Genomic DNA, 20,493 nt, shown 5'->3' with positions numbered 1-20,493 from the left:
GGAGCAAACCCATGTCCGTCACCAGCCTGCGCCCCAATATCGACCACTGGCAGGACCGCGTCGATCTGGCCGCGTCCTTTCGCTGGATCGAGCGGCTGAACATGCATGAAGGGGTCGCCAACCATTTCAGCCTGGCGGTGAACCCCGAGGGGACGCAGTTCCTGATGAACCCCAACCAGATGCATTTCGCGCGCATCCGCGCCTCGGACCTGCTGCTGCTGGACGCAAACGACCCCAAGACGATGGAGATGCCGGGTGCCCCCGATCCCACCGCCTGGGGCCTGCATGGCTCGATCCACCGCCGCTGTCCGCATGCGCGTTGCGTGATGCATGTGCATTCGATCTTTGCCACCGTGCTGGCGAGCCTTGCCGACAGCACCCTGCCGCCGATCGACCAGAACACAGCGACCTTTTACAACCGCTATGTCATTGACGATGAATTCGGCGGGCTGGCGTTCGAAAGCGAGGGCGAGCGCTGTGCCTCGATGCTGAGCGACCCGAAGAAGCGGGTGATGATCATGGGCAACCATGGCGTGCTGGTGATCGGCAGCGACGTGGGCGATACGCTGAACCGGCTCTACTATTTCGAGCGCGCCGCCGAGACCTATATCCGCGCCTTGCAGACGGGCCGCCCGCTCAGGATGCTGAGCGACGAGATTGCCGAGAAGACGGCGCAGGAGCTTGACGACTATCCAGGCCAGGCCGAGGCGCATCTGCGCGAGGTCAAGGCGGTGCTGGATAGTGAAGGCTCGACCTACGCCAGTTGACACTTTGAAAACCGCAACCTGCCTGCACCGGCCCGTGGACGCCGGAGGATGGCGCTTGTCCAAAGACGAGGAAAGACGATGACCGATTTCAGTCAGGATGCCGAAGCGGCACGCTGGAATTATCGCCCCGAAAATCCCGTGGGGCTGAATCCGCTGTTCAGCTGGCCGCCACGTCCGGCGGCGGTTCTGCGCTGGTATCGCGGGGCGTGGCTGCAACTGACCTCGCTGACACTCTGTATGGCGTTGGCCGTTGCGGCCTATGCCTGGTTCCTGCCGCCGCTTGAGGCGATGCAGAGCTTTGCGCCCGGCTGGATGTTCCGGGTGTGGCTCTTGAACATGGTGCCGCAGATCCTGGTCGCGGGCGGTCTGCACTGGTGGCTTTACATGCGCAAGGGCCAGGGCATGTACAAGAAGTTCGACCGCCGCGACCTGACCCGCGATAACGGTACCTTTACCTTTCGCAACCAGGTCTGGGACAATATCTGGTGGACGCTGGGCAGCGCGATGACCGTCTGCACGGTCTATCAGTGGCTGATCTACTGGGTCATGGCCAATGGCTGGGTGCCCACCGTCTCCTGGGCACAGGCGCCGGTTTGGTTCGTGGTCTGGATGTTTTTCATCCCGATGTGGTCGGGGCTGCATTTCTACTGGGTGCACCGGCTGGAGCATCACCCGAAGCTCTACAAGCATGTGCACGCGGTGCATCACCGCAACGTCAATATCGGCCCGTGGTCGGGCATTTCGAACCACTGGTACGAGAACATCCTCTACTTCACGACCTATTTCATTCACCTCGTGGTGCCCTCGCACCCGCTGCACCTGCTGTTTCATATCTATTTCCAGCAGGTCAGCCCGATCCTGTCGCATTCGGGGTTCGAGAAGATCAAGGCGGGCGAGACCGAGGCCGCCAAGACCGGGGATTTCTTTCACCAGCTGCATCACCGTTATTTCGAGTGCAATTACGGCACCTCCGAGATCCCGTTCGACAAGTGGTTTGGCACCTTCCACGACGGCAGCGCCGAGGCGACCACCCGCACCCGCGCTTATAAGAAACAGATGTATACCTGAACCGGTCGACAGGTTTGGCAGGGCCGCCCGCTTGGGCGGCCTTTCACGTTTTAGAATGCGCGCGTGCGGGGTCTTTACCTTTGCCCCGCGCCTCTGCTACAGGCGCCCGGTCCGGATCATCCGGGCGCCGGTCGCAGCCTACCCGGCTTATGAAAACAAGGGACCCAAACGTGAAGACACTTGTCATCTGCTCCGGCGGATTGGATTCGGTATCGCTGGCCCACAAGGTGGCCGCAGAGCACGATCTGATCGGCCTTATCTCTTTCGACTACGGTCAGCGCCACCGCAAGGAACTGGATTTTGCCGCCCGTGCCGCGGCGCGGCTGGGCGTGCCGCATGACCTGATCGACATGCGCCAGATCGGCGCGCATCTGTCGGGCAGCGCGCTGACCGATGATGTGGACGTGCCCGACGGGCATTATGCCGAGGACACCATGAAGATCACCGTGGTGCCCAACCGCAATGCCATCATGCTGGCCATCGCATTCGGCATCGCCGCGGCCAAACAGGCCGATGCGGTGGCGACCGCCGTGCATGGCGGCGATCACTTCATCTATCCCGATTGCCGCCCCGGGTTTACCGAGGCCTTCGAGGCGATGCAGGCGCAGGCGCTGGACGATTATGCCAATGTCCGGCTCTACACCCCCTTCGTGCACGAACCGAAATCGGCCATCGTGAGCGAGGGCGCGCGCCACAACACGCCCTTTGCCGATACCTGGTCCTGCTACAAGGGGGGCGAGGTGCATTGCGGCCGCTGCGGCACCTGTGTCGAGCGGCGTGAGGCCTTCCATCTGGCCGGCGTCGAGGACCCGACCGTCTATGCCGACCCCGAGTTCTGGCGCGCGGCGGTGGAGGGGCGCTGATGTACCGGATCACCAAGGAGTTCCATTTCTCGGCCTCGCACCAGCTATGTCATCTGCCCGACGACCACCCCTGTGCCCGGCTGCACGGGCATAACTATATCGTCGAGGTCGAACTGGCCGCCGCCGATCTGGATGCCAACGGGTTTGTCCGCGATTACCGCGAGTTGAAGCCGCTCAAGACCTGGATCGACGACGCGCTGGACCATCGTCACCTGAACGAGGTGTTCGGCCATGACATGGTCACGTCCGAGCGGCTGGCGAAAGAGGTCTATGACTTCTGCAAGGCGCGCTGGGCGGAAACCAGCGCCGTGCGGGTCAGCGAAACGCCCAAGACCTGGGCCGAGTACCGGCCATGACCACGCTGCGCATCGCCGAAATCTTTGGCCCCACGATACAGGGTGAGGGCGCGGTGATCGGCGCGCCCACCGTGTTCGTGCGGGCGGGCGGTTGCGATTACCGTTGTTCCTGGTGCGACAGTCTGCATGCGGTGGACAGCGCCTATCGTGATACATGGGCGCCTATGACCACGGAACAGGTCTGGGCTGAGGTTGAACGCCTGTCCGGTGGGGTTCCTCTGACGGTCTCGCTGTCAGGCGGCAACCCGGCAATTCAGGATTTCGGGTCGCTGATCGAGATGGGCAAGGCGCAGGGCTATCGCTTTGCGCTGGAAACCCAAGGATCGGTCGCGCGCGGCTGGTTCCGCGAATTGTCGCCCCTGATCCTCAGCCCCAAGCCGCCTTCGTCCGGTGAAACGGTCGATTGGGACCGGTTCGCCGACTGTATCGCGCGGGCGCGCGATGCCGTGACGGTGATCAAGATCGTGGTGTTCGACGAGACCGATTACCTCTGGGCGCGCGAGATGGCGGCGCGTTATCCGAACCTGCCGATCTATCTGCAACCGGGCAACCACACCCCTCCGCCACCCGATGCCGAGGATGCTGCCATCGACATGGACGGTATCATGACACGCTATGAATGGCTGATCGGTCGAGCTCTGGCCGACCGATGGTTCACCCCCACAATCCTGCCGCAGCTGCATGTGCTGGTCTGGGGCAACAAGCGCGGCGTCTGAGACGCCGAGAGGAGCAAGACAATGGCCAATCAGGACATCTATGCAAACCTGACCCAACTGGGTGGCAAGACCGAGCTGCCGAACTCGCCCGACGAGGCGGTGCTGGAAAAGGTGCCCAACCCGCAGGCGGGCACCGAATACGCGGTGCGCTTCACCGCGCCCGAGTTCACCTCGCTCTGCCCGCTGACGGCGCAGCCCGATTTCGCCCATATCGTGATCGACTATGTGCCGGGCGACTGGCTGGTGGAAAGCAAGTCGCTGAAGCTTTATCTCGGCTCGTTCCGCAATCACGGCGCGTTTCACGAGGATTGCAGCGTCTCCATCGGCAAGCGGCTGGTCGAGCTGCTGGCGCCCAAATGGCTGCGGGTCGGGGCCTATTGGTATCCGCGCGGCGGCATTCCGATCGACGTGTTCTATCAGACCGGGCCGGAATTGCCGGGTGTCTGGATCCCCGATCAGGGCGTGCCGACCTATCGCGGGCGGGGCTAGGTTCAGGTCCCTAGGACTTCTCGAACAGCGCGATGAACGCCATGTCGTCCTTGTGCGGACCGGCGGCCAGATCGCCATAGATCCGGACCTGGGGCAGTTTGAGGTTCTCGATCTGCCCCCGCTCCATCTCGCGCAGCGCGGTGGCAAAGCCTTTCTCGTCGAAATGCGCGGCGTTGATCGACAGCGCGAATTGCGCGCCGGGCCGGGCGACGCGCAAGAGCGCAGGCAGAACCTCGGGGCCGAGATGGCCATGGGTGAAGGTGCCCGAGGACACGATGCCGGAGTAACTCTCGCGCGGGGCGGGGATGCCATGGTTCAGGTCGGTCTCGATGGCGTCGCGATAGATGTCCTTGCGCATGGCGCGGTCCAGCATCTCGGCGCTGATATCGGCGGCGTCGATCGGGCCTACACCAAGCCCCGCCAGAATGGCGCCGCACAGACCGGTTCCGGCCCCCACATCCAGCACCGGCCCTTGCCCCCCCGCAGCCACAAAGGCACGCGCGGTGTGCATCGGCAGCTGGTAGTCTTCACGCGCGGCAAAACCGTCGTCATAATCGCCCGCCCATTCGGCATAGAGCTGCCGGTTGTCCTCGGGCGATTGCAGGCGATAGGCCGCGTCCAGATCGGGTGTTTTGATGCTCATCCCCAATTGAAGGCCCAAGAGCGGATTCGAATCAAGTGCGTCGATCAAGCGCTTGCACATCGCGCATGGGCGCCGCATCTAGGATCCCATGACTGGAACACTGCTTTCTTTTGGACATGGCTATACCGCCCGGGTGCTGTCGCGGGCGCTGGCGCCGCAAGGCTGGCGCATCATCGGGACCAGCCGCAACCCCGACCAGATCGAGGCGATCCGCGCCTCGGGTGCCGAGCCGTTGCTGTGGCCGGGCGAGGAGCCTTTGCTTGACGGTGTCACGCATCTGCTGATCTCGACCGCGCCCGATGCCGCGGGCGATCCGGTGCTGGCGGCGCTGGGGGAGCAGATCGCGGCGCGAGCGGCGCAGTTCCGCTGGGTCGGTTACCTGTCGACCACCGCCGTCTATGGCGACCATGGAGGCGCCTGGGTTGACGAGACGACGCCGCTCAGCCCCTTGGCCGCACGTGGGCGCTGGCGGGTGATGGCGGAACAGCAATGGCAGGCGATTCCGGGTCTGCCGATTCACATCTTTCGGTTGGCCGGTATCTACGGCCCGGGGCGCGGGCCATTCTCGAAACTGGGCAAGGGCGGCATTCGCCGGATCATCAAGCCGGGACAGGTCTTCTCGCGCATCCATGTCGAGGATATCGCCCAGGTCCTGGCGGCCTCGATGGCGCGACCCAACCCCGGATCGGTCTATAATGTCTGCGATGACGAACCGGTGCCGCCACAGGACGTGATCGCCTATGCGGCCGAGTTGCAGGGCCTGCCCTTGCCCCCAGCGGTGGATTTCGACAAGGCCGATCTGACCCCGATGGCGCGCAGTTTCTACAGCGAGAACAAGCGGGTGCGAAACGACCGAATCAAGGGTGAACTGGGTGTGCAGTTGAAATACCCCAACTACCGGGTGGGGCTGGAGGCCTTGCAGGCCGAAAGCGGGGATTGACCGGGAAAGGGCTTGTTAGGGCCGCGTCCGTTGTCACGACCGCTCTGGCCCGTCAGCCTCTTCAGGTCCATGCAGCACGATATTGAACCCTTCGTCTGCCGTGGGTTCTGCGAAATACTTGGAAAACAGCTGAAACTGGGCTTCGGTCGCGGCAAAGGGGTGATCCCCCTTTGCATTGCGGGCATGCAGCCGTTCCAGACAGATTTCATCCGGGGTCGCCATGACGTGCAATTGGTGTGACGCATTCGATGCGGCAAGGATGCTGCGCATCCAGGCGCGGTTCTCGGTCGTGTTGGCCGGGAAATCAAGGACGACCGAAACCCCGGCGTTCAAAAGCGAAACGACATGTGGCCCCATGATCGCCCGCAGCTTGGCCGCGCAGCGCATGTAGTCCTTTGGCGACGACATCTCATCAGAAAACAAAGCGCTCAGCCAATCGTCTTCGGCAATCAGCACCGTTCCTTCGACGCGTCCCAAACGGGCAGCAAGGGTCGATTTCCCGGATCCGATCTTGCCGCAGAGCATATGCAGGGTTGGTGCAGAAGGTGGCATTCGGGTATCCATTCTTTCTAGCCGACGGATTGATCCTCCGGGTCTGACGGCGGGCAGCCAACGTCGCAGCGAGACTCAGAGAGAGACCGCATTTGACAGCCAGATGGCTAAGCCCGCTTCTCCCCGATCTTCGCCACGCCCAGCACTTCGAGCACCTTGGCCTCGATCTGGGGTGCATTCATGCCTGCGATGGCATACATGTCCTCGGGGCTGGATTGGTCGATGAACGTGTCGGGCAGGACCATCGAGCGGAACTTGAGCCCGTGGTCGAAGACGCCCTCGTCCGAGAGCAGTTGCGCGACGTGGCTGCCGAAGCCGCCGACGGCGCCTTCTTCGATGGTGATCAGCGCTTCGTGATCGGCGGCCAGTTGCAGGATCAGGTCGCGGTCGAGCGGTTTGGCAAAGCGGGCGTCGGCGATGGTGGGGGTGATCCCCCGGGCCGCCAGCGTCTCGGCGGCCTTTTGCACCTCGGCCAGCCTTGTGCCGAAGGAGAGGAGCGCGACGCGGGCGCCTTTCTGGATCATCCGGCCCTTGCCGATCTCCAGCACCTTGCCCTGTTCGGGCATCTCGACGCCCACGCCCTCGCCGCGCGGATAGCGGAAGGCGATCGGACCGTCATCATGCGCGGCGGCGGTGGCGACCATGTGCACCAGTTCGGCCTCGTCCGCGGCGGCCATGACCACCATGCCGGGCAGATTGGCCAGATAGGCGATGTCGAAACTGCCCGCATGGGTGGCGCCGTCGGCGCCGACCAGCCCGGCGCGGTCGATGGCGAAGCGCACCGGCAGGCGCTGGATTGCCACATCATGTACGACCTGATCGTAGCCGCGTTGCAGGAAGGTCGAGTACATCGCGCAGAAGGGTTTCAGCCCACCCGCCGCGAGGGCGGCGGAGAAGGTCACGCCATGCTGTTCGGCGATGCCCACGTCGAAACAGCGCGAGGGGTAGCGTTCGGCAAAGAGGTTCAGCCCGGTGCCGTCGGGCATGGCGGCGGTGACGGCGACGATCTTGTCGTCGCGGGCGGCCTGATCGACCAGCGCCTTGCCAAAGACCGAGGTATAGGAGGGCGCATTCGACGGTGCCTTTTTCTGCTCGCCCGTCACCACGTCGAATTTCGCGGTGGCATGGCCGCGGTCGCGGGCACGTTCGGCGGGGGCATAACCCTTGCCCTTTTTCGTCAGCACATGCAGCAGGATCGGGCCGGTGGCGCGGGCCTTGATGGTGCGCAGGACCGGCAAAAGCTGGTGCATGTCGTGCCCGTCGATGGGGCCGATATAGGAAAACCCCAGCTCCTCGAACAAGGTGCCGCCGACGGCCATGCCCTTGAGCATCTCCTTGGCGCGCTTGGCGCCTTCGCGGAAAGGTTCGGGCAGGAGCGAGACCGCGCCCTTGGCGGCGGCTTTCAGCTCCTGGAACGGGGCCTCGGCATAGAGGCGGGAGAGGTAGTTCGACAGCGCGCCGACCGGCGGGGCGATCGACATTTCGTTGTCGTTGAGGATGACGATCAGGCGCTTTTTCAGGTGGCCCGCGTTGTTCATCGCCTCAAACGCCATGCCGGCGGACATGGAACCGTCGCCGATCACGGCGATGGCGTCGCCCAGCCCCTCGGGCGTCACGCCGCCCAGGTCGCGCGCCACGGCAAACCCGAGGGCTGCGCTGATCGAGGTGGAGCTATGGGCGGCGCCGAACGGATCATAGGGCGACTCGGAGCGCTTGGTGAAGCCCGAAAGCCCGTCCTTCATCCGCAGGGTGCGGATGCGGTCGCGGCGTTCGGTCAGGATCTTGTGCGGGTAACACTGGTGGCCGACATCCCAGATCACCTTGTCGCGCGGGGTGTCGAACACCGCATGCAGCGCCACCGTCAGTTCCACTACGCCCAGACCCGCGCCCAGGTGGCCGCCGGTGACTGAGACGGCCGAGACGGTCTCGGCCCGAAGCTCGCCCGCGAGCTGGGTGAGCTGCGCGTCGGAAAACCGTTTCAGGTCCGCCGGACGGGTCACCTGGTCGAGAAGCGGGGTATGCGGGCGGTCAGACATGGCGTCCTTCGTGGTTCAGTTCTCGCGCGCAATAACGAAGCGGGCGGCTTCCTTCAAGGTTTCGGCGCGGGCGCCATAGGGGGCGAGGGCATCGCAGGCCTGCTCGACAAGGTCACACGCCTGCGCCTTGGCGGCGTCGAGACCCAAGAGCGAGACAAAGGTGGCCTTGCCCGCGCTGGCGTCCTTTTGCAGCCGTTTGCCCGCCTTTTCAGCATCGCCTTCGACATCCAAGATGTCGTCGGCGATCTGAAAGGCAAGCCCCAGCGCGCGGGCATATTGGCGCAAGGGGGCCGGGTCGGCCCCGGCCAGCACGGCCCCGGCGGCGGCGGACCATTCGATCAGCGCGCCGGTCTTGCCCGCTTGCAGTTGGGTGATCTGGTCAAGTGTCAGCGGTTCGGGCGCGGTTTCGGCGGCGATGTCCAGCGCCTGACCCAGTACCATGCCGCGCGCGCCCGCCGCCTGTGCCAGCGTGAGCGCCAGGGTAGCGCGGGTCTCGGCGCTGCCTGTCTCGGGGCGGGTACACAGCTCAAACGCCAGCGAATGCAGCGCGTCGCCCGCCAGCACGGCGGTGCCCTCGTCCCATTTCACATGGGCGGTGGGGCGGCCCCGGCGCAGGTCGTCGTCGTCCATGCAGGGCAGGTCGTCATGCACCAGGCTGTAGGCATGCAGCGCCTCGATGGCGGTGGCGGGCCAGATCGCGCGCGCCTCGTCCACATCATGCAGCCGGGCGCTTTCCAGCACCAGAAAGCCGCGCAGGCGCTTGCCGCCCTCGGTGGTCCAGGCCATGGCGCGGGTGATGTCGAGCGGCTCCAGCGCGCCCAGCACAGTGTCGAAACTGCGCTGGATCAGCGCGGCGTCCTGCGCCAGCCTTTCGCCGAACATGGTCAGAGACCTTCGACCGGCTTGGTGCCCGTCGGTTGACCATTGGAGTCGAGCGTGATGGCGGCAACCTTTTCCTCGGCGCGCTTCAGCTCGTCCTCGCAGCGCTTTTTCAGCGCCGCGCCGCGTTCGTAAAGCGCGATGGACTGATCCAGCGCCACATCGCCGCGTTCAAGCTGACCGACCACGGTTTCCAGCTCTTTCATCGCCTGTTCAAAGCTCATCTGGTCGACGGGGGTCTCGGTCATGTCGCGGCCTTTATCAATTCCTGTACATGCGCGCGCGTTGCGGCGGCGAGCGCGTTCAGATCATAACCGCCTTCGAGAGTCGAGACGATACGGCCCTGACACAGCTCTTGCGCCAGGGTGCACAGCTCGGCGGTGAGCCAGGCGAAATCTGCGGTGGACCAGTTCAGGTTGGCCAGCGGATCATCCTGATGGGCGTCGAACCCGGCCGAGATGATGATGAGTTCAGGCATGAAGGCGCGCAGGCGCGGGAAGGCCTGGGCCGTGTAGGCCGCGCGCATCTCGGCGCCGCCGGTGCCGGGGGCGAGCGGGATGTTGAGGATCTGGCCATGCGCGCCATCCTCGTCCGGGCGACCCGAGCCGGGCCAGAGCGGCATCTGCTGGCTGGTGATCACCAGCGCGCGCGCCTCGTCCCACAGAAGGTCCTGGGTGCCATTGCCGTGGTGCACGTCGAAATCCACCACCGCCACACGGCGCAATCCGTGATGGTCGAGCGCGTGTTTCGCGGCCAGCGCGGCATTGCCGAAGAGGCAGAACCCCATCGCGGTTTCGCGCTCGGCATGGTGGCCCGGCGGGCGGATGGCGCAAAAGGCGTTCTGCACCTCGCCGCCCAGCACCATGTCGACGGCGCGCACAACCGCGCCCGCGGCACGAAAGGCTGCATCGACCGAGCCGGACGACAGGAAGGTGTCGCCGTCGATTTGGGTGAACCCCTCGTCAGGGCGGGCATCGCGGATATCGGCGATGTAGCCCGCGGGATGGATGCGCAGCAGGTCGTCTTCGGCGGCCAGCGGCGCGGTGACGCGGCGCAGGTCGAGCGGTTCGAGGGCGTGCAGCACATGTTCCAGCCGCGCCACCCGTTCGGGATGGCCGGTCGGCGTGACATGGGTCAGGCAGTCGGCATGGGTGATCAGGGCGGTGGTCATCGGCATTCCTTTGGGCGGGCCGGGATCAGTCCGGTGCCAGCATGTAGCCCGCGCCGCGCACCGTTTGCAGATAGCGCGGCTGTTTCGGGTTGGGCTCGATCTTGCGGCGCAGACGGGTGATCTGCACATCGACCGCGCGTTCCTGGGCCTGGCCCCGGTCGCGGCCCAGATCCTCGACCAACTTGGTGCGGGTGATCGCCTCGCCCGGACGGGCGGCAAAGATCTTCATCAACTGGTTTTCGGTGGCGGTCAGACGGACCAGCTGGTCGCCCTGCCACATCTCGCCGCGTTCGATGTCATATCGGATCGGCCCCAGTTGCAGGAACTTGGGTGCCGCGTCCTGGGCGCTGGTATCGGGCACCCGGCGCAGGATTGCATTGATCCTGAGCAACAGTTCGCGCGGCTCGAAGGGTTTGGCGAGATAGTCGTCGGCGCCAGCCTCCAGCCCGGCGATCCGGTGCTCTGTCTCGCCACGGGCGGTCAGCAGCAGGATTGGCGTGCTCAAGCTCTTGCGGAGGGCGCGGGTCAGGCTGACACCATCCTCGCCCGGCATCATCACGTCCATGACGATCAGGTCGAAATCCAGCCCCGAAAGGATGCGCCGGGCATGTTCGGCGTCACGCGCGGCGGTCACAAGGAACCCGTGCCGCATCAGGAATTTCTTGAGCAGGTCGCGAATGCGTTCGTCATCGTCGACGATCAGCAGATGGGCGTCAAAAGCACTCATGAGCCGCTGTCCCGCAGTTTGACATAGGCCCGTTGCATCTCGCGATCCATCATCGCCTCCAATACCTGGCGGAACCCGGCGACCGCCTCGGGCCCGGCCTCCTTGTATGCGGCGCGCATCCGGGCGCGCTGCGCATCCGACAGTTTCGCCTCCAGCGCCGCGCCTGCCTCGGTCAGGAACAGGTGTCGTTCGCGCTTGTCCTGGGTGCCGACCCGGCTTTCGACCAGGCCGTCGGCGATGAGGGTGCGCAGAACGCGGTTCAGCGACTGTTTGGTGACCCCCAGAATGGCCAGCAGGTTGTTCACCGTGGTGCCCGGCGCGCGGTTGATGAAGTGGATCGCGCGGTGATGGGCGCGGCCATAGGCCATCTCGGCCAGGATCCGGTCGGGGTCGGCGGTAAAGCCGCGATAGGCGAAGAACATCGCCTCGATCCCCTGCCGCAGCTGCTCGTCGGTCAGAAACAGCAGGCTTTCACCGCCAAAGACCGGTGATGGTCGCGCGTCGGACATGTGGTGCACCTTTGTCGTTCCTCGTCACTTTATGTCAGTCTTGTTGACATTCCAATACTGAACAGGTAGTGAGTCGCAGTTTTTGCGCAATATAGTGTCCGGTGTGGAACTTGCTGGCGCAATAATTGGAAATACGACCTGGTTTGGAGGGAACACAATGGCGGGTTATGACGATCGCGACGGCGTGATCTGGATGGATGGGGAACTGGTCGATTGGCGCGATGCCAAGGTCCATATCCTGACCCATGCCATGCACTATGCCTCGTCCGTGTTCGAGGGCGAGCGCGCCTATAACGGCAAGATCTTCAAGAGCCGGGAACATTCCGAACGTCTGGTCGCCAGTGCGCAGGCGCTGGACATGCCGATGCCCTATTCGGTCGATCAGATCGAGGCCGCCAAGGGAGAGACGCTGAAGGCCAGCGGTCTGACCGATGCCTATGTGCGCGCGCTGGTCTGGCGCGGGTCGGGCGAGGATATGGGCGTGGCCTCGGCCCGCAACCCGGTGCGGATGGCGATTGCGGTCTGGCCCTGGGGCGCCTATTACGGCGATGCCAAGATGCAGGGCGCCAAGCTGGACATTGCCGAGTGGAAGCGGCCCAGCCCCGAGACGATCCCGGTGCATGCCAAGGCGGCGGGTCTTTACATGATCTGCACCATCTCCAAGCACAAGGCCGAGGCCAAGGGCTGTTCGGATGCGCTGTTCATGGACTGGCGCGGCTATGTGGCCGAGGCGACCGGCGCCAACGTGTTCTTTGTCAAGGATGGCGAGGTGCATACGCCGCTGGCCGACTGCTTCCTGAACGGGATCACCCGGCAGACGGTGATCGGGATGCTCAAGGACAAGGGCATCACCGTACACGAGCGCCGCATCAAGCCGGAAGAGATGGAAGGGTTCGAGCAGTGCTGGCTGACTGGCACCGCCGCCGAGGTGACGCCGGTGGGCCAGATCGGGCCTTATACGTTCGAAGTGGGCCAGATGACCCGCGATATCGCGGCGGAGTACGAGGCGCTGGTTCGGGCCTAGGTTCTGACTCCTTTTTGGAGAGAGGGCGCCGGTCACCCGGCGCCCTTTTTCGTTCAGACGATTTCGGTCGTGACGACGATGTTGCCACGCGTGGCGTTGGAATAGGGGCAGATGGCGTGACCTGCATCAGCGATACGCTGCGCCTCGGCCTTGTCGACGCCGGGCATCGAGACCTTGAGCGTCACGGCCAGGCCGAACCCGCCCTCGGCGCGGGGGCCGATGCCGACCTCGGCGTCGACCGAGACATCGGCAGGCACCTTGGACAGCGTCTTGTCCTGGGTCGTGGCGAATTGCATCGCACCGATATAGCAGGCGGCATAACCGGCGGCGAAAAGCTGTTCGGGGTTATGGCCCTTGCCGTTGCCGCCCATCGCGGGCGGGGTCGCGAGCACCAGGTCGAGGCCGGATTCGGCGACCTTGGCCTGGCCATTGCGGCCACCGGTGGCGCGGGCATGTGCGGTATAGACGGGGGAAACGGTCATGTTGGGCTCCATTTTATCGAGTGCGATTAAATCGTGTACGATTTAAATAGGGATGCAAGCCGGGAAATGCAAGACATTGCGAAATAATCGCGTGCGATTTATATCGTGGGCATGCTGGATCGTGCCCTTACTCTCGACGAGTTGCTCTGCTTTTCGCTCTATTCCGCCAATCACGCGATGGGGCGGCTCTATCGCCCGCTGCTGGCGCGGTTCGATCTGACCTATCCGCAATACCTGGTGCTGGTGGCGCTGTGGCAGCAGGACGGCCGCAAGGTGAGCGATCTGGGTACGGTATTGCAGCTTGAATCGAACACCCTGACGCCGCTCTTGAAGCGGATGGAGGCGGCGGGGCTGATCAGGCGCGCGCGCAACCCGCAGGATGAGCGCAGCGTGATCGTGACCCTGACCGACAAGGGCCAGTCGCTGGAGGGCGAGGCGGCAGAGATCTCGAACTGCATCCTGGCGGCGGCGGATGCGGATCTGGCCGAACTGGCCGAGCTGCGCGACCGGCTGCACCGGTTGACCGAACGGTTGCGCGAGGCCGGATAGCGGCCCCGCGCGTCAGGTGGTTACGACCACCGATCCCCTCATATGCGGGTGGTAGGCACAGAAATAGGGATAGGTGCCTGGGGTGTCGAAGCGGATCGTGGCCTGCCCGCCCTTTTCCAATTCTTCGGTATCCCAGTTTACCTCGTCATCGGTGGCGGTATGCGGGGCAAAATCGTGGTTGATCCAGCGCACGCTTTCCCCGGCCCGAATGGTGACCTCGGCCGGCTCAAAGACAAAGGCGCGGATATCGACCACCACCGGGCTAGAGCCCGATGCGGGGAGCGCGGAACCCACGATCGCCCCCCCCGCACCGAAGCAGACCTGCCTGCGGGTCAGCCGCATTGCAGGCCGTTCACCATCTGCTCGGCATGGCCTTCGTGCACCTTGAAGGTGACGAGCGCTTCGGACAGCAGATCCTTGAGCGGTTCGACGGTCGCGGTCGGGATGAAGACGCCTTCGACCGTCTGGTTGACCACCTGATGGTAACCGAGTTCGTTCTGGGCATAGGCGCAGTCAAAGGCCTTGCCGCTCAGCGACATCAGTTCGGCGCGCTTGTCGGCAGCACCCTTGACCAGCGTGCGGCTCAGGTCGTTGTCCTGGGGCGTGACGTTCAGCTTGGTGATCAGATCGCCGGCAGCCACGTTTACCGCAGTGTGGTCACGGATCATGGTTTCGGCAAAGGCGCGGACCTCGGCATTCTCGGACACGGCCAGCGCCAGATGCGCATAGCGGATGTCGATCTGGCCGGCGGTATAGGCGGTATGTGCGATTTCCAGGTCGTTCATCTTGTCAGCTGCCTGGACGGTTTGGGCGGCAAATCCGAGGGCAAGGGCGGCGGCGAGGGTAATGGTCTTCATGTCTTGTCTCCTTAAAAGGTTTCGGTAATCCCTCAGATAATTGGTTTCCCGGTATGTTGAATGCGCGTGAAGACAAAGAACATTGCAGATCGTTCAGCTATCTGGACGGAATGAAAAAAATAGGTATGTTGGCGGCATGTTGGACCTGCTCAGCGATATCCTCACCCGTCTGTCCCTGAAGGGGACGCTGTATTTCCGCACCTCGTTCACGCCGCCCTTCGGCGTGCACGTGCCCTCGTATCAGAACGTGGCCCGGTTTCACTTCGCCTATCGCGGCGAATGCATGGTGCATGTGCCGGCGGCAAACGAGACGCTGCGACTGACCCAAGGTGATCTGGTGCTGATCCCGCACGGTGCCGAACACATGCTGTTGTGCCAGCATTCGCGCCCCGATTCCGCGCTGCCGCTGGATACGGTGCTGAGCCGGTCGGGCTATCGCGGTGAGGGGGTGCTGGTCTATGGCGGCGACGAGGACGATCAGGACACGCAGCTGATCTGCGGGCATCTGACCTACGGCATGCATGGCCGGTCCTGCCCGGGTCATACCCTGTTGGAGCGGCTACCGCCCTATATCCTTATCCGGGATTACGGCGAGGAGCGCGGCGCGTGGCTGGAGGCAACTTTGCGCGTGATCGCGGCCGAGGCCGGGCGCGACAGGATGGGCAGCGACCTGATCGCGCTCAAGATGACCGAGGCGCTGTTTGCCCAGGCGATCCGGGCGCATCTGGAAACCGTGAGCCCGGACGATTCCGCGCTGGCGGGGTTTGCTGATCCCAACCTGTCGCGCGCGCTCAGCGCCTTTCACCGGGAACCGGCCAAGGACTGGACTGTCGAAATGCTGGCTCGGATTGCGGGGCAGTCACGCACTGGTTTCGCGCAGCATTTCGCAGCGAAGATGGAGATGACCCCGATGCAATACCTGACCTCGTGGCGGATGCAGATCGCCTGTCAGGGTCTGGTTGATAGCCGGTTGAGCGTGGCCGATGCCGCTGAATTGGCCGGCTATGCCTCGGAAGCGGCGTTCAGCCGGGTGTTCCGCAAGCAGCTCGGGGTGTCCCCAGCCGCCTATCGGCAGCAGTTCGATGATGCAAAAAGGCAGGCGTTGGCAGCTTCCTGAACGATCTGACCTAATTCTCGAACTTTGGATCATTCAGCGTTCGAGTATCTGGCGCCATATCAGGGTTATTCCGCCGTTGGGCGGTTCAACCAACCTGATAAGGACCCCAATCATGTCTATCCGTTTCGTAACGCGCACCGTGCATGCCTATCTCGATTATCCCGTGGCGCTGGCCCTGATGGGCATGCCCGTCGTTCTTGGCCTGGGCGCCGAGAACCCCATGGCGCTGTGGCTGTCGGTCATCACCGGATTCGCCGCCTTTGTGCTGACCCTGCTGACCGACCACCATCTGGGGGTTTGGCGGGTGCTGCCCTACAAGTTTCATCTGGCCGTTGACCTGACCGTGGGCATCGTGTTCCTGCTGGCGCCCAGCCTGTTCGGGTTCACGGGGCTGGATGCGCTGTTCTACTGGGTCAACGGCGCGGCGGTCGTCACCGTGATCTCTTTGAGCACGCCCGAGGCGAAACCGGCGATGTAAGCCGGTGACGGCAGCGATCCGTCACAATAACATCGTGAGAAGTTCAAGAATCTGAGCCGCGGGTTTTACAAACCCGCGGCTCTCATGCGCCTACCAATCGCGCGGACCGGAGACTCCGGCCGCCAGACAGGAGAGCATTCGCATGACACGACTTCTTCGCCCTTCGCGCCGGGCCTTTCTGGCAGGTGGCACCGCTTTTACCGCGACGCTGGCCATGCCCGCGATCAGCCGCGCCGCCTCGCGCCCGGTCTTTACCCATGGGGTGCAGTCCGGTGATGTCGATACCGCATCGGGCATGATCTGGACCCGCACCGACCGTCCGGCAAAGGTGATGATGGAGGTGTCGAGCACCGAGAGCTTTGCCGACGCGCGCCGCCTGTCGCCGATGTTTGCCACACCCGAGAGCGATTTTGCCGTCAAGCGGCTGGTCGACAACCTGCCCGCCGATCAGGAAGTATTCTATCGCTTTGTCGCCGCCGATCTGGACGATATCAGCGCCGTGTCCGAGCCCATCGTTGGCCGGTTCCGTACAGCACCGACCGCGCGGCGCGATATCCGCTTCGCCTGGTCGGGCGATACCGCCGGTCAGGGTTGGGGCATCGACGACGAGGGCATGCGCACCTATGCCACCATGGCGCAGCACCGGCCCGATTTCTTCATCCATTCCGGCGACACGATCTATGCCGATGGCCCGATGAAGGACGAGGTCGAAAAGGACGGCGCGGTGATCTGGAAGAACACCACCCTGATCGAGGAAAAGCGCAAGGTAGCCGAGACGCTGGCCGAGTTCCGGGGCCAGTGGAAATACAACCTGATGGACGAACATGTGCAGGCGATGAACGCGCTTTGCCCGACGTTTTTCCAGTGGGACGACCATGAGGTGGTCAACAACTGGTCGGACGCCAAGGACCTGAGCGCCGACGACCGCTATACCGAGAAATCGGTGCATGTGCTGCAAAGCCGCGCCGCGCGGGCGTTTCACGAGATGACGCCGCTCAGGATCACGCCCGCCGAGCCGGGCCGGGTCTATCGCAAGATCTCTTACGGGCCGATGCTGGATGTGTTTTTCCTCGACCTGCGCAGCTATCGCGGCCCGAACGGTGCCTCGATGGAGGACGAGATCACCGATCAGAGCCGCATCCTGGGGGCCGAGCAACTGGCCTGGATCAAGCGCGAGCTGGTGGCCTCGACCGCGACCTGGAAGGTGATCGCCTCGGACATGCCGCTGGGTCTGATCGTGTGGGACAACTGGAAGGAAAAGGCAGGCGCCGAAGCGGTTGCAAATGGTGACCACGGCCCGGCCCGAGGGCGTGAGCTGGAGATTGCCGATCTCCTGCGCTTCATCAAGAGCGCGGGCGTGCGCAACACGGTCTGGTTCACGGCGGATGTGCATTACACCGCCGCGCATCACTACAGCCCGGACCGGGCGCAGGTCCTGGATTTCGAGCCGTTCTGGGAGTTCGTCTCGGGCCCGCTGCATGCCGGGACCTTCGGCCCCAACGAGCTGGACCGGACCTTTGGCCCCGAGGTGAAGTTCGTCAAGGCGCCGACACCGGAGCAGGGCGCGAACCTGCCGCCCAGCATGGGGCTCCAGTTCTTTGGTCTCGTGGATATCGACGGTGCCAGCCAGCAGATGAAGGTCCGCCTGATGGATCGCGGTAATACCGAGCTGTGGTCGGTCACGCTCGACCCGGTTCTGTCGGCGCTCTGACGTTTGCCACGGGCCAGAAAATTGGAAATTTTCTGTTAACAGAATTTCTGCGAAATTCTGCGGCTGGCCCCGGTGGGGCCAGTCAGCGTCTGGAGCGGCCTTCGCGCAGGATGGTGTAGATGCCGCCCGCCACGATTATGGCGCTGCCGATCCAGGTGGCGGTATCCGGAGTTTCGCCAAACACGATAATCCCGAGGATCATGGCAAAGACCAGTCGCGCATAGCGGAACGGCGCGATGACCGAGATCTCGCCGCGCCGCATCGCGCGGGTCAGGCATTCGTATGCCAGTACACCGAACAGGATCGCGGCACCCAGGTGCCGCGCTGTGCCCCAATCTGGCAGGGTGGCGCCGCTGGTCCAGCCGAGCGCCAGCACGCCCGAGACCACCAGCGCACCAAAGCCGTAGACGCCCAGTTGCGCGTTGCTCAGCCGGGGCCGCGCAGCGCGGGTGGCCAGGTCGCGCCCGGCAAAGCCGATCATGCCAAGGACGGCAAAAATCGAGGCGGGTACGAAGCCCTGCATGCCGGGGCGCAGGATCAGCAGCACGCCCGCAAGCCCGATCAGGATCGCGACCCAGCGCCGCCAGCCCACCGTCTCGCCCAGAAACAGCGCCGCCCCCATCGCCACCACCAGCGGTGTCGCCTGAAGGATGGCGGATGTGCTGGTGAGTGGGGTCAGCGCCAGCGCCAGCGTATAGCAGATGCGCCCCATCACCTCGAAGCCTGAGCGGATCGCGAGCGTCCGGTCGGGCCGGACAAAGGCGGCCTCACCCCGCGAGCGGGCCAGCAGGGCAAAGATGCCCATGCCGCCCAGTCCGAAGAGGATCAGCACCTGCCCGACGGGCAGGACAGCGGTGGCGGATTTGACGAACATATCCTCGAGCGCAAAGGCGCCCATGGCGGCCACCATATAGAGGCTGCCGCTGAGGTTCTCGGCCTGCCGGCCCATGGGCGTCAGAAATCCACGCCGCGCTGCGCCTTGATCCCTGCTTCGAACGGGTGTTTCTCGACCGTCATCTCGGTCACCAGATCGGCATAGTCGCGCAGCGCCTGCGGCGCATCGCGCCCCGTCAGGAACACGCTGGTGCGGTCCGAGCGGGCCTTGAGCCCGTCCAGCACCGCATCGACCGACAGGTATTCATAGCGCAGCGCGATGTTGATCTCGTCCAGCACCACGAGGTCGTAGTCGCCGCTTTCCATCAGTTCGCGCGCCTTGCCAAAGGCGGTCGTGGCGGCGGCGATGTCGCGGTCGCGATCCTGGGTGTCCCACGTGAAGCCCTCGCCCATCGTGTGCCAGGTCACCAGGTTATGTTCCTCGAAGAAACGCCGCTCGCCGGTCTTCCACTTGCCCTTGATGAACTGGACTACGGCGACCTTTTGCCCCCAACCCAGCGCCCGGATCACCACGCCAAAGGCGGCCGAGGATTTGCCCTTGCCCTTGCCGGTGTTGATCAGCACCAGCCCGCGCCCGGGGTCGACCGCCTCGGAGACTTTCTTGCGGTGCTCGGCCTGCACGGCCTTCATCTTTTCCTTGTGGTCCTGCGCGTCGGTCATCTGTGTTCCTTTCCCGGTTGCGCGCTACCCTAGGGCGTGGCGCGGAAAGGTAAAGGTCACGCCTTGGGATTGAGCGGGCGGGTCTTCACATTGTCGAGGCCCAGCTGCCGTTCGCGCCAGATCACCACCACGTTGCCCGCGATCACCAGCAGGGCGCCGGCCAGCATCACCAGGGTTGGCAATTCGTCGAACCAGACATAGCCGATGATGATGGCGAACAGCATCGAGGCATAGTCATAGGGCGCCAGCATCGAGGCCTGGCCAAAGCGGTAGGAGGAGGTGACGAGGATCTGCGCCACCCCGCCGATCAACCCGGTCAGGATCAGGATCGCGGCCTGTTCCGGGGTCGGCATGGTCCAGCCGAAAAACGCCGTCAGCGCCGACAGGAGCGTCGCGGTGAGCGAGAAGTAAAACACGATAGCGGCGGCGTGATCAACCTGCACCAGTTGCCGGATATGGATCTGCACAAAGGCGCGCGCCACGGTGGCGCCCAGCACGCAGAGCGCGCCGATGGTGGCCGCCTGATCGAGCGAGGCACCGGTGCCCAGACGCGGCCAGAGCATGACGATCACGCCAAGAAGGCCCAAGGCCACCGCGCCGATGCGCACCAGGCGGATTGTCTCTCCCAGCATCAGCGCCGCCAGGATCAGGGTAAAGATCGGAGTGGCATAGCCGATGGCCGTCACCTCGGGCAGGGGAAGCAGGCCAAGGCCGGTAAAGGTCAGCCCCATGGCGCTGGTCCCCAGCACCCCGCGCCAGAAATGGCCCATGGGTTTCTTGACGATCAGACCCTGCCGCAACTGGCCTCGTGCGATCAGGTAGACAAGGATGACGGGGATCGCGAAGAGCGAGCGAAAGAACACCATTTCGCCCGGCGGGAAATCGGCCGAGAGGGCCTTGATCATGGCCGACATCACGGTGAACAGCACCAGCGCGCTGAGTTTCAGCGTGATGGCCAGGACCGGTCGATGCGATGTTAAGGGGTTTGCCATGGCGCGACCCTGC

26 protein-coding genes are annotated in these 20,493 nt (G+C 64.1%); 12 read left to right on the top strand and 14 right to left on the bottom strand.

Going from position 1 to position 20,493, the window contains the following annotated elements:
* Positions 1-11: 11 nt before the first annotated feature.
* The 6 genes from AC2FLM_RS14200 (at position 12) to queF (ending at position 4,259) form a co-directional block, all read left to right on the top strand.
* Positions 12-767 (top strand): class II aldolase and adducin N-terminal domain-containing protein, encoded by a 756-nt coding sequence (locus tag AC2FLM_RS14200; protein ID WP_496858761.1) that lies wholly within the window; start codon positions 12-14, stop codon positions 765-767.
* 78 nt (positions 768-845) lie between these two features.
* The gene (locus tag AC2FLM_RS14195) at positions 846-1,835 is read left to right on the top strand and encodes a sterol desaturase family protein (protein ID WP_496858759.1); all 990 of its coding nucleotides are present in this window, start codon (positions 846-848) and stop codon (positions 1,833-1,835) included.
* A gap of 170 nt (positions 1,836-2,005) precedes the next feature.
* Positions 2,006-2,698, top strand: coding sequence for a 7-cyano-7-deazaguanine synthase QueC (gene queC, locus AC2FLM_RS14190; RefSeq protein ID WP_496858757.1), 693 nt, complete (start codon positions 2,006-2,008; stop codon positions 2,696-2,698).
* A complete protein-coding gene (gene queD, locus AC2FLM_RS14185; RefSeq protein ID WP_234144599.1) occupies positions 2,698-3,054 on the top strand; it encodes a 6-carboxytetrahydropterin synthase QueD in 357 nt (118 codons plus the stop codon). Before queC ends, queD begins: the two co-directional genes overlap by 1 nt.
* The gene (gene queE / locus AC2FLM_RS14180) at positions 3,051-3,770 is read left to right on the top strand and encodes a 7-carboxy-7-deazaguanine synthase QueE (RefSeq protein ID WP_496858754.1); all 720 of its coding nucleotides are present in this window, start codon (positions 3,051-3,053) and stop codon (positions 3,768-3,770) included. Before queD ends, queE begins: the two co-directional genes overlap by 4 nt.
* 21 nt (positions 3,771-3,791) lie before the next feature.
* A complete protein-coding gene (gene queF, locus AC2FLM_RS14175) occupies positions 3,792-4,259 on the top strand; it encodes a preQ(1) synthase (RefSeq protein WP_234144597.1) in 468 nt (155 codons plus the stop codon).
* Positions 4,260-4,269: 10 nt separating this feature from the next.
* Here the strand turns inward: queF and AC2FLM_RS14170 are convergent, their stop codons facing one another.
* Positions 4,270-4,902: a class I SAM-dependent DNA methyltransferase gene (locus tag AC2FLM_RS14170; RefSeq protein ID WP_496858752.1), complete on the bottom strand. Its 633-nt coding sequence runs from the start codon at positions 4,900-4,902 to the stop codon at positions 4,270-4,272.
* Between the two features lie 88 nt (positions 4,903-4,990).
* Between AC2FLM_RS14170 and AC2FLM_RS14165 the strand changes: the two genes are divergently transcribed.
* Positions 4,991-5,842 carry an SDR family oxidoreductase gene (locus AC2FLM_RS14165; protein WP_496858750.1) on the top strand — a complete coding sequence of 284 codons (852 nt, stop codon included), beginning with the start codon at positions 4,991-4,993 and terminating at the stop codon, positions 5,840-5,842.
* 33 nt (positions 5,843-5,875) lie between these two features.
* On the opposite strand, the gene AC2FLM_RS14160 is transcribed toward AC2FLM_RS14165, so the two are convergent.
* The 7 genes from AC2FLM_RS14160 to AC2FLM_RS14130 all read right to left on the bottom strand — a co-directional run bounded on the left by AC2FLM_RS14160 (position 5,876) and on the right by AC2FLM_RS14130 (position 11,716).
* Positions 5,876-6,394: a P-loop nucleotide/nucleoside kinase family protein gene (locus AC2FLM_RS14160; protein ID WP_496858748.1), complete on the bottom strand. Its 519-nt coding sequence runs from the start codon at positions 6,392-6,394 to the stop codon at positions 5,876-5,878.
* A 107-nt stretch (positions 6,395-6,501) separates the two neighbouring features.
* Positions 6,502-8,430, bottom strand: a complete 1,929-nt coding sequence (dxs, locus tag AC2FLM_RS14155; protein ID WP_496858746.1) for a 1-deoxy-D-xylulose-5-phosphate synthase — start codon at positions 8,428-8,430, stop codon at positions 6,502-6,504.
* A 15-nt stretch (positions 8,431-8,445) separates the two neighbouring features.
* Positions 8,446-9,312, bottom strand: coding sequence for a polyprenyl synthetase family protein (locus tag AC2FLM_RS14150; RefSeq protein WP_496858744.1), 867 nt, complete (start codon positions 9,310-9,312; stop codon positions 8,446-8,448).
* 2 nt (positions 9,313-9,314) lie between these two features.
* On the bottom strand, positions 9,315-9,557 hold the full coding sequence (locus AC2FLM_RS14145; protein ID WP_044027791.1) for an exodeoxyribonuclease VII small subunit: 243 nt from the start codon (positions 9,555-9,557) through the stop codon (positions 9,315-9,317).
* Positions 9,554-10,480, bottom strand: coding sequence for a histone deacetylase family protein (locus tag AC2FLM_RS14140; RefSeq protein ID WP_496858742.1), 927 nt, complete (start codon positions 10,478-10,480; stop codon positions 9,554-9,556). Before AC2FLM_RS14140 ends, AC2FLM_RS14145 begins: the two co-directional genes overlap by 4 nt.
* Positions 10,481-10,505: 25 nt before the next feature.
* Positions 10,506-11,207 carry a response regulator gene (locus AC2FLM_RS14135; protein WP_234139928.1) on the bottom strand — a complete coding sequence of 234 codons (702 nt, stop codon included), beginning with the start codon at positions 11,205-11,207 and terminating at the stop codon, positions 10,506-10,508.
* The gene (locus AC2FLM_RS14130; protein WP_234170773.1) at positions 11,204-11,716 is read right to left on the bottom strand and encodes a MarR family winged helix-turn-helix transcriptional regulator; all 513 of its coding nucleotides are present in this window, start codon (positions 11,714-11,716) and stop codon (positions 11,204-11,206) included. Before AC2FLM_RS14130 ends, AC2FLM_RS14135 begins: the two co-directional genes overlap by 4 nt.
* Positions 11,717-11,873: 157 nt before the next feature.
* On the opposite strand from AC2FLM_RS14130, the gene AC2FLM_RS14125 reads away from it, so the two are divergent.
* Positions 11,874-12,740, top strand: a complete 867-nt coding sequence (locus AC2FLM_RS14125) for a branched-chain amino acid aminotransferase (RefSeq protein ID WP_496858740.1) — start codon at positions 11,874-11,876, stop codon at positions 12,738-12,740.
* Between the two features lie 53 nt (positions 12,741-12,793).
* On the opposite strand, the gene AC2FLM_RS14120 is transcribed toward AC2FLM_RS14125, so the two are convergent.
* Positions 12,794-13,222 (bottom strand): organic hydroperoxide resistance protein, encoded by a 429-nt coding sequence (locus tag AC2FLM_RS14120; protein ID WP_496858738.1) that lies wholly within the window; start codon positions 13,220-13,222, stop codon positions 12,794-12,796.
* A 111-nt stretch (positions 13,223-13,333) separates the two neighbouring features.
* Here AC2FLM_RS14120 and AC2FLM_RS14115 point away from each other — a divergent pair, with 111 nt between their 5' ends.
* Positions 13,334-13,771, top strand: coding sequence for a MarR family winged helix-turn-helix transcriptional regulator (locus AC2FLM_RS14115; RefSeq protein ID WP_234139924.1), 438 nt, complete (start codon positions 13,334-13,336; stop codon positions 13,769-13,771).
* Between the two features lie 12 nt (positions 13,772-13,783).
* Here the strand turns inward: AC2FLM_RS14115 and AC2FLM_RS14110 are convergent, their stop codons facing one another.
* A complete protein-coding gene (locus AC2FLM_RS14110; RefSeq protein WP_234144587.1) occupies positions 13,784-14,065 on the bottom strand; it encodes a cupredoxin domain-containing protein in 282 nt (93 codons plus the stop codon).
* A gap of 38 nt (positions 14,066-14,103) precedes the next feature.
* A complete protein-coding gene (locus AC2FLM_RS14105) occupies positions 14,104-14,628 on the bottom strand; it encodes a DUF4142 domain-containing protein (protein ID WP_234144586.1) in 525 nt (174 codons plus the stop codon).
* Between the two features lie 136 nt (positions 14,629-14,764).
* Between AC2FLM_RS14105 and AC2FLM_RS14100 the strand changes: the two genes are divergently transcribed.
* From AC2FLM_RS14100 to AC2FLM_RS14090, 3 genes are all read left to right on the top strand, one after another.
* The gene (locus tag AC2FLM_RS14100; RefSeq protein ID WP_496858735.1) at positions 14,765-15,745 is read left to right on the top strand and encodes an AraC family transcriptional regulator; all 981 of its coding nucleotides are present in this window, start codon (positions 14,765-14,767) and stop codon (positions 15,743-15,745) included.
* 112 nt (positions 15,746-15,857) lie between these two features.
* The gene (locus AC2FLM_RS14095; RefSeq protein WP_234144584.1) at positions 15,858-16,223 is read left to right on the top strand and encodes a hypothetical protein; all 366 of its coding nucleotides are present in this window, start codon (positions 15,858-15,860) and stop codon (positions 16,221-16,223) included.
* A gap of 142 nt (positions 16,224-16,365) precedes the next feature.
* Positions 16,366-17,934: an alkaline phosphatase D family protein gene (locus AC2FLM_RS14090; RefSeq protein ID WP_496858733.1), complete on the top strand. Its 1,569-nt coding sequence runs from the start codon at positions 16,366-16,368 to the stop codon at positions 17,932-17,934.
* A gap of 82 nt (positions 17,935-18,016) precedes the next feature.
* Here AC2FLM_RS14090 and AC2FLM_RS14085 read toward each other — a convergent pair whose 3' ends face one another.
* Genes AC2FLM_RS14085 through AC2FLM_RS14075 form a run of 3 tightly spaced genes read right to left on the bottom strand, consistent with a single transcriptional unit; the run spans position 18,017 to position 20,480 of the window.
* Complete coding sequence (locus AC2FLM_RS14085; RefSeq protein ID WP_496858731.1) at positions 18,017-18,883, bottom strand: DMT family transporter; 867 nt, start codon at positions 18,881-18,883, stop codon at positions 18,017-18,019.
* A gap of 5 nt (positions 18,884-18,888) precedes the next feature.
* Positions 18,889-19,488, bottom strand: a complete 600-nt coding sequence (gene cobO / locus AC2FLM_RS14080; RefSeq protein WP_496858729.1) for a cob(I)yrinic acid a,c-diamide adenosyltransferase — start codon at positions 19,486-19,488, stop codon at positions 18,889-18,891.
* 56 nt (positions 19,489-19,544) lie between these two features.
* Positions 19,545-20,480 (bottom strand): DMT family transporter, encoded by a 936-nt coding sequence (locus AC2FLM_RS14075; protein ID WP_234221877.1) that lies wholly within the window; start codon positions 20,478-20,480, stop codon positions 19,545-19,547.
* Positions 20,481-20,493 lie beyond the last annotated feature (13 nt).

This window comes from Ruegeria sp. SAZD011 (assembly GCF_059612545.1).
Note: the sequence above shows the minus strand (reverse complement) of the source record. Positions and strands in the feature narration are given on the sequence as shown.

Coding starts and splice junctions, on each gene's coding strand:
- AC2FLM_RS14135 (WP_234139928.1), bottom strand. CDS start 11,207: ATGAGTGCTTTTGACGCCCATCTGCTGATCGTCGACGATGACGAACGC.
- AC2FLM_RS14090 (WP_496858733.1), top strand. CDS start 16,366: ATGACACGACTTCTTCGCCCTTCGCGCCGGGCCTTTCTGGCAGGTGGC.
- AC2FLM_RS14130 (WP_234170773.1), bottom strand. CDS start 11,716: ATGTCCGACGCGCGACCATCACCGGTCTTTGGCGGTGAAAGCCTGCTG.
- AC2FLM_RS14150 (WP_496858744.1), bottom strand. CDS start 9,312: ATGTTCGGCGAAAGGCTGGCGCAGGACGCCGCGCTGATCCAGCGCAGT.
- AC2FLM_RS14095 (WP_234144584.1), top strand. CDS start 15,858: ATGTCTATCCGTTTCGTAACGCGCACCGTGCATGCCTATCTCGATTAT.
- AC2FLM_RS14085 (WP_496858731.1), bottom strand. CDS start 18,883: ATGGGCCGGCAGGCCGAGAACCTCAGCGGCAGCCTCTATATGGTGGCC.
- AC2FLM_RS14075 (WP_234221877.1), bottom strand. CDS start 20,480: ATGGCAAACCCCTTAACATCGCATCGACCGGTCCTGGCCATCACGCTG.
- AC2FLM_RS14200 (WP_496858761.1), top strand. CDS start 12: ATGTCCGTCACCAGCCTGCGCCCCAATATCGACCACTGGCAGGACCGC.
- dxs (WP_496858746.1), bottom strand. CDS start 8,430: ATGTCTGACCGCCCGCATACCCCGCTTCTCGACCAGGTGACCCGTCCG.
- cobO (WP_496858729.1), bottom strand. CDS start 19,488: ATGACCGACGCGCAGGACCACAAGGAAAAGATGAAGGCCGTGCAGGCC.
- AC2FLM_RS14165 (WP_496858750.1), top strand. CDS start 4,991: ATGACTGGAACACTGCTTTCTTTTGGACATGGCTATACCGCCCGGGTG.
- queF (WP_234144597.1), top strand. CDS start 3,792: ATGGCCAATCAGGACATCTATGCAAACCTGACCCAACTGGGTGGCAAG.
- AC2FLM_RS14195 (WP_496858759.1), top strand. CDS start 846: ATGACCGATTTCAGTCAGGATGCCGAAGCGGCACGCTGGAATTATCGC.
- AC2FLM_RS14105 (WP_234144586.1), bottom strand. CDS start 14,628: ATGAAGACCATTACCCTCGCCGCCGCCCTTGCCCTCGGATTTGCCGCC.
- AC2FLM_RS14170 (WP_496858752.1), bottom strand. CDS start 4,902: ATGAGCATCAAAACACCCGATCTGGACGCGGCCTATCGCCTGCAATCG.
- AC2FLM_RS14100 (WP_496858735.1), top strand. CDS start 14,765: ATGTTGGACCTGCTCAGCGATATCCTCACCCGTCTGTCCCTGAAGGGG.
- queE (WP_496858754.1), top strand. CDS start 3,051: ATGACCACGCTGCGCATCGCCGAAATCTTTGGCCCCACGATACAGGGT.
- AC2FLM_RS14160 (WP_496858748.1), bottom strand. CDS start 6,394: ATGCCACCTTCTGCACCAACCCTGCATATGCTCTGCGGCAAGATCGGA.
- AC2FLM_RS14140 (WP_496858742.1), bottom strand. CDS start 10,480: ATGACCACCGCCCTGATCACCCATGCCGACTGCCTGACCCATGTCACG.
- AC2FLM_RS14120 (WP_496858738.1), bottom strand. CDS start 13,222: ATGACCGTTTCCCCCGTCTATACCGCACATGCCCGCGCCACCGGTGGC.
- queD (WP_234144599.1), top strand. CDS start 2,698: ATGTACCGGATCACCAAGGAGTTCCATTTCTCGGCCTCGCACCAGCTA.
- AC2FLM_RS14145 (WP_044027791.1), bottom strand. CDS start 9,557: ATGACCGAGACCCCCGTCGACCAGATGAGCTTTGAACAGGCGATGAAA.
- AC2FLM_RS14115 (WP_234139924.1), top strand. CDS start 13,334: ATGCTGGATCGTGCCCTTACTCTCGACGAGTTGCTCTGCTTTTCGCTC.
- AC2FLM_RS14125 (WP_496858740.1), top strand. CDS start 11,874: ATGGCGGGTTATGACGATCGCGACGGCGTGATCTGGATGGATGGGGAA.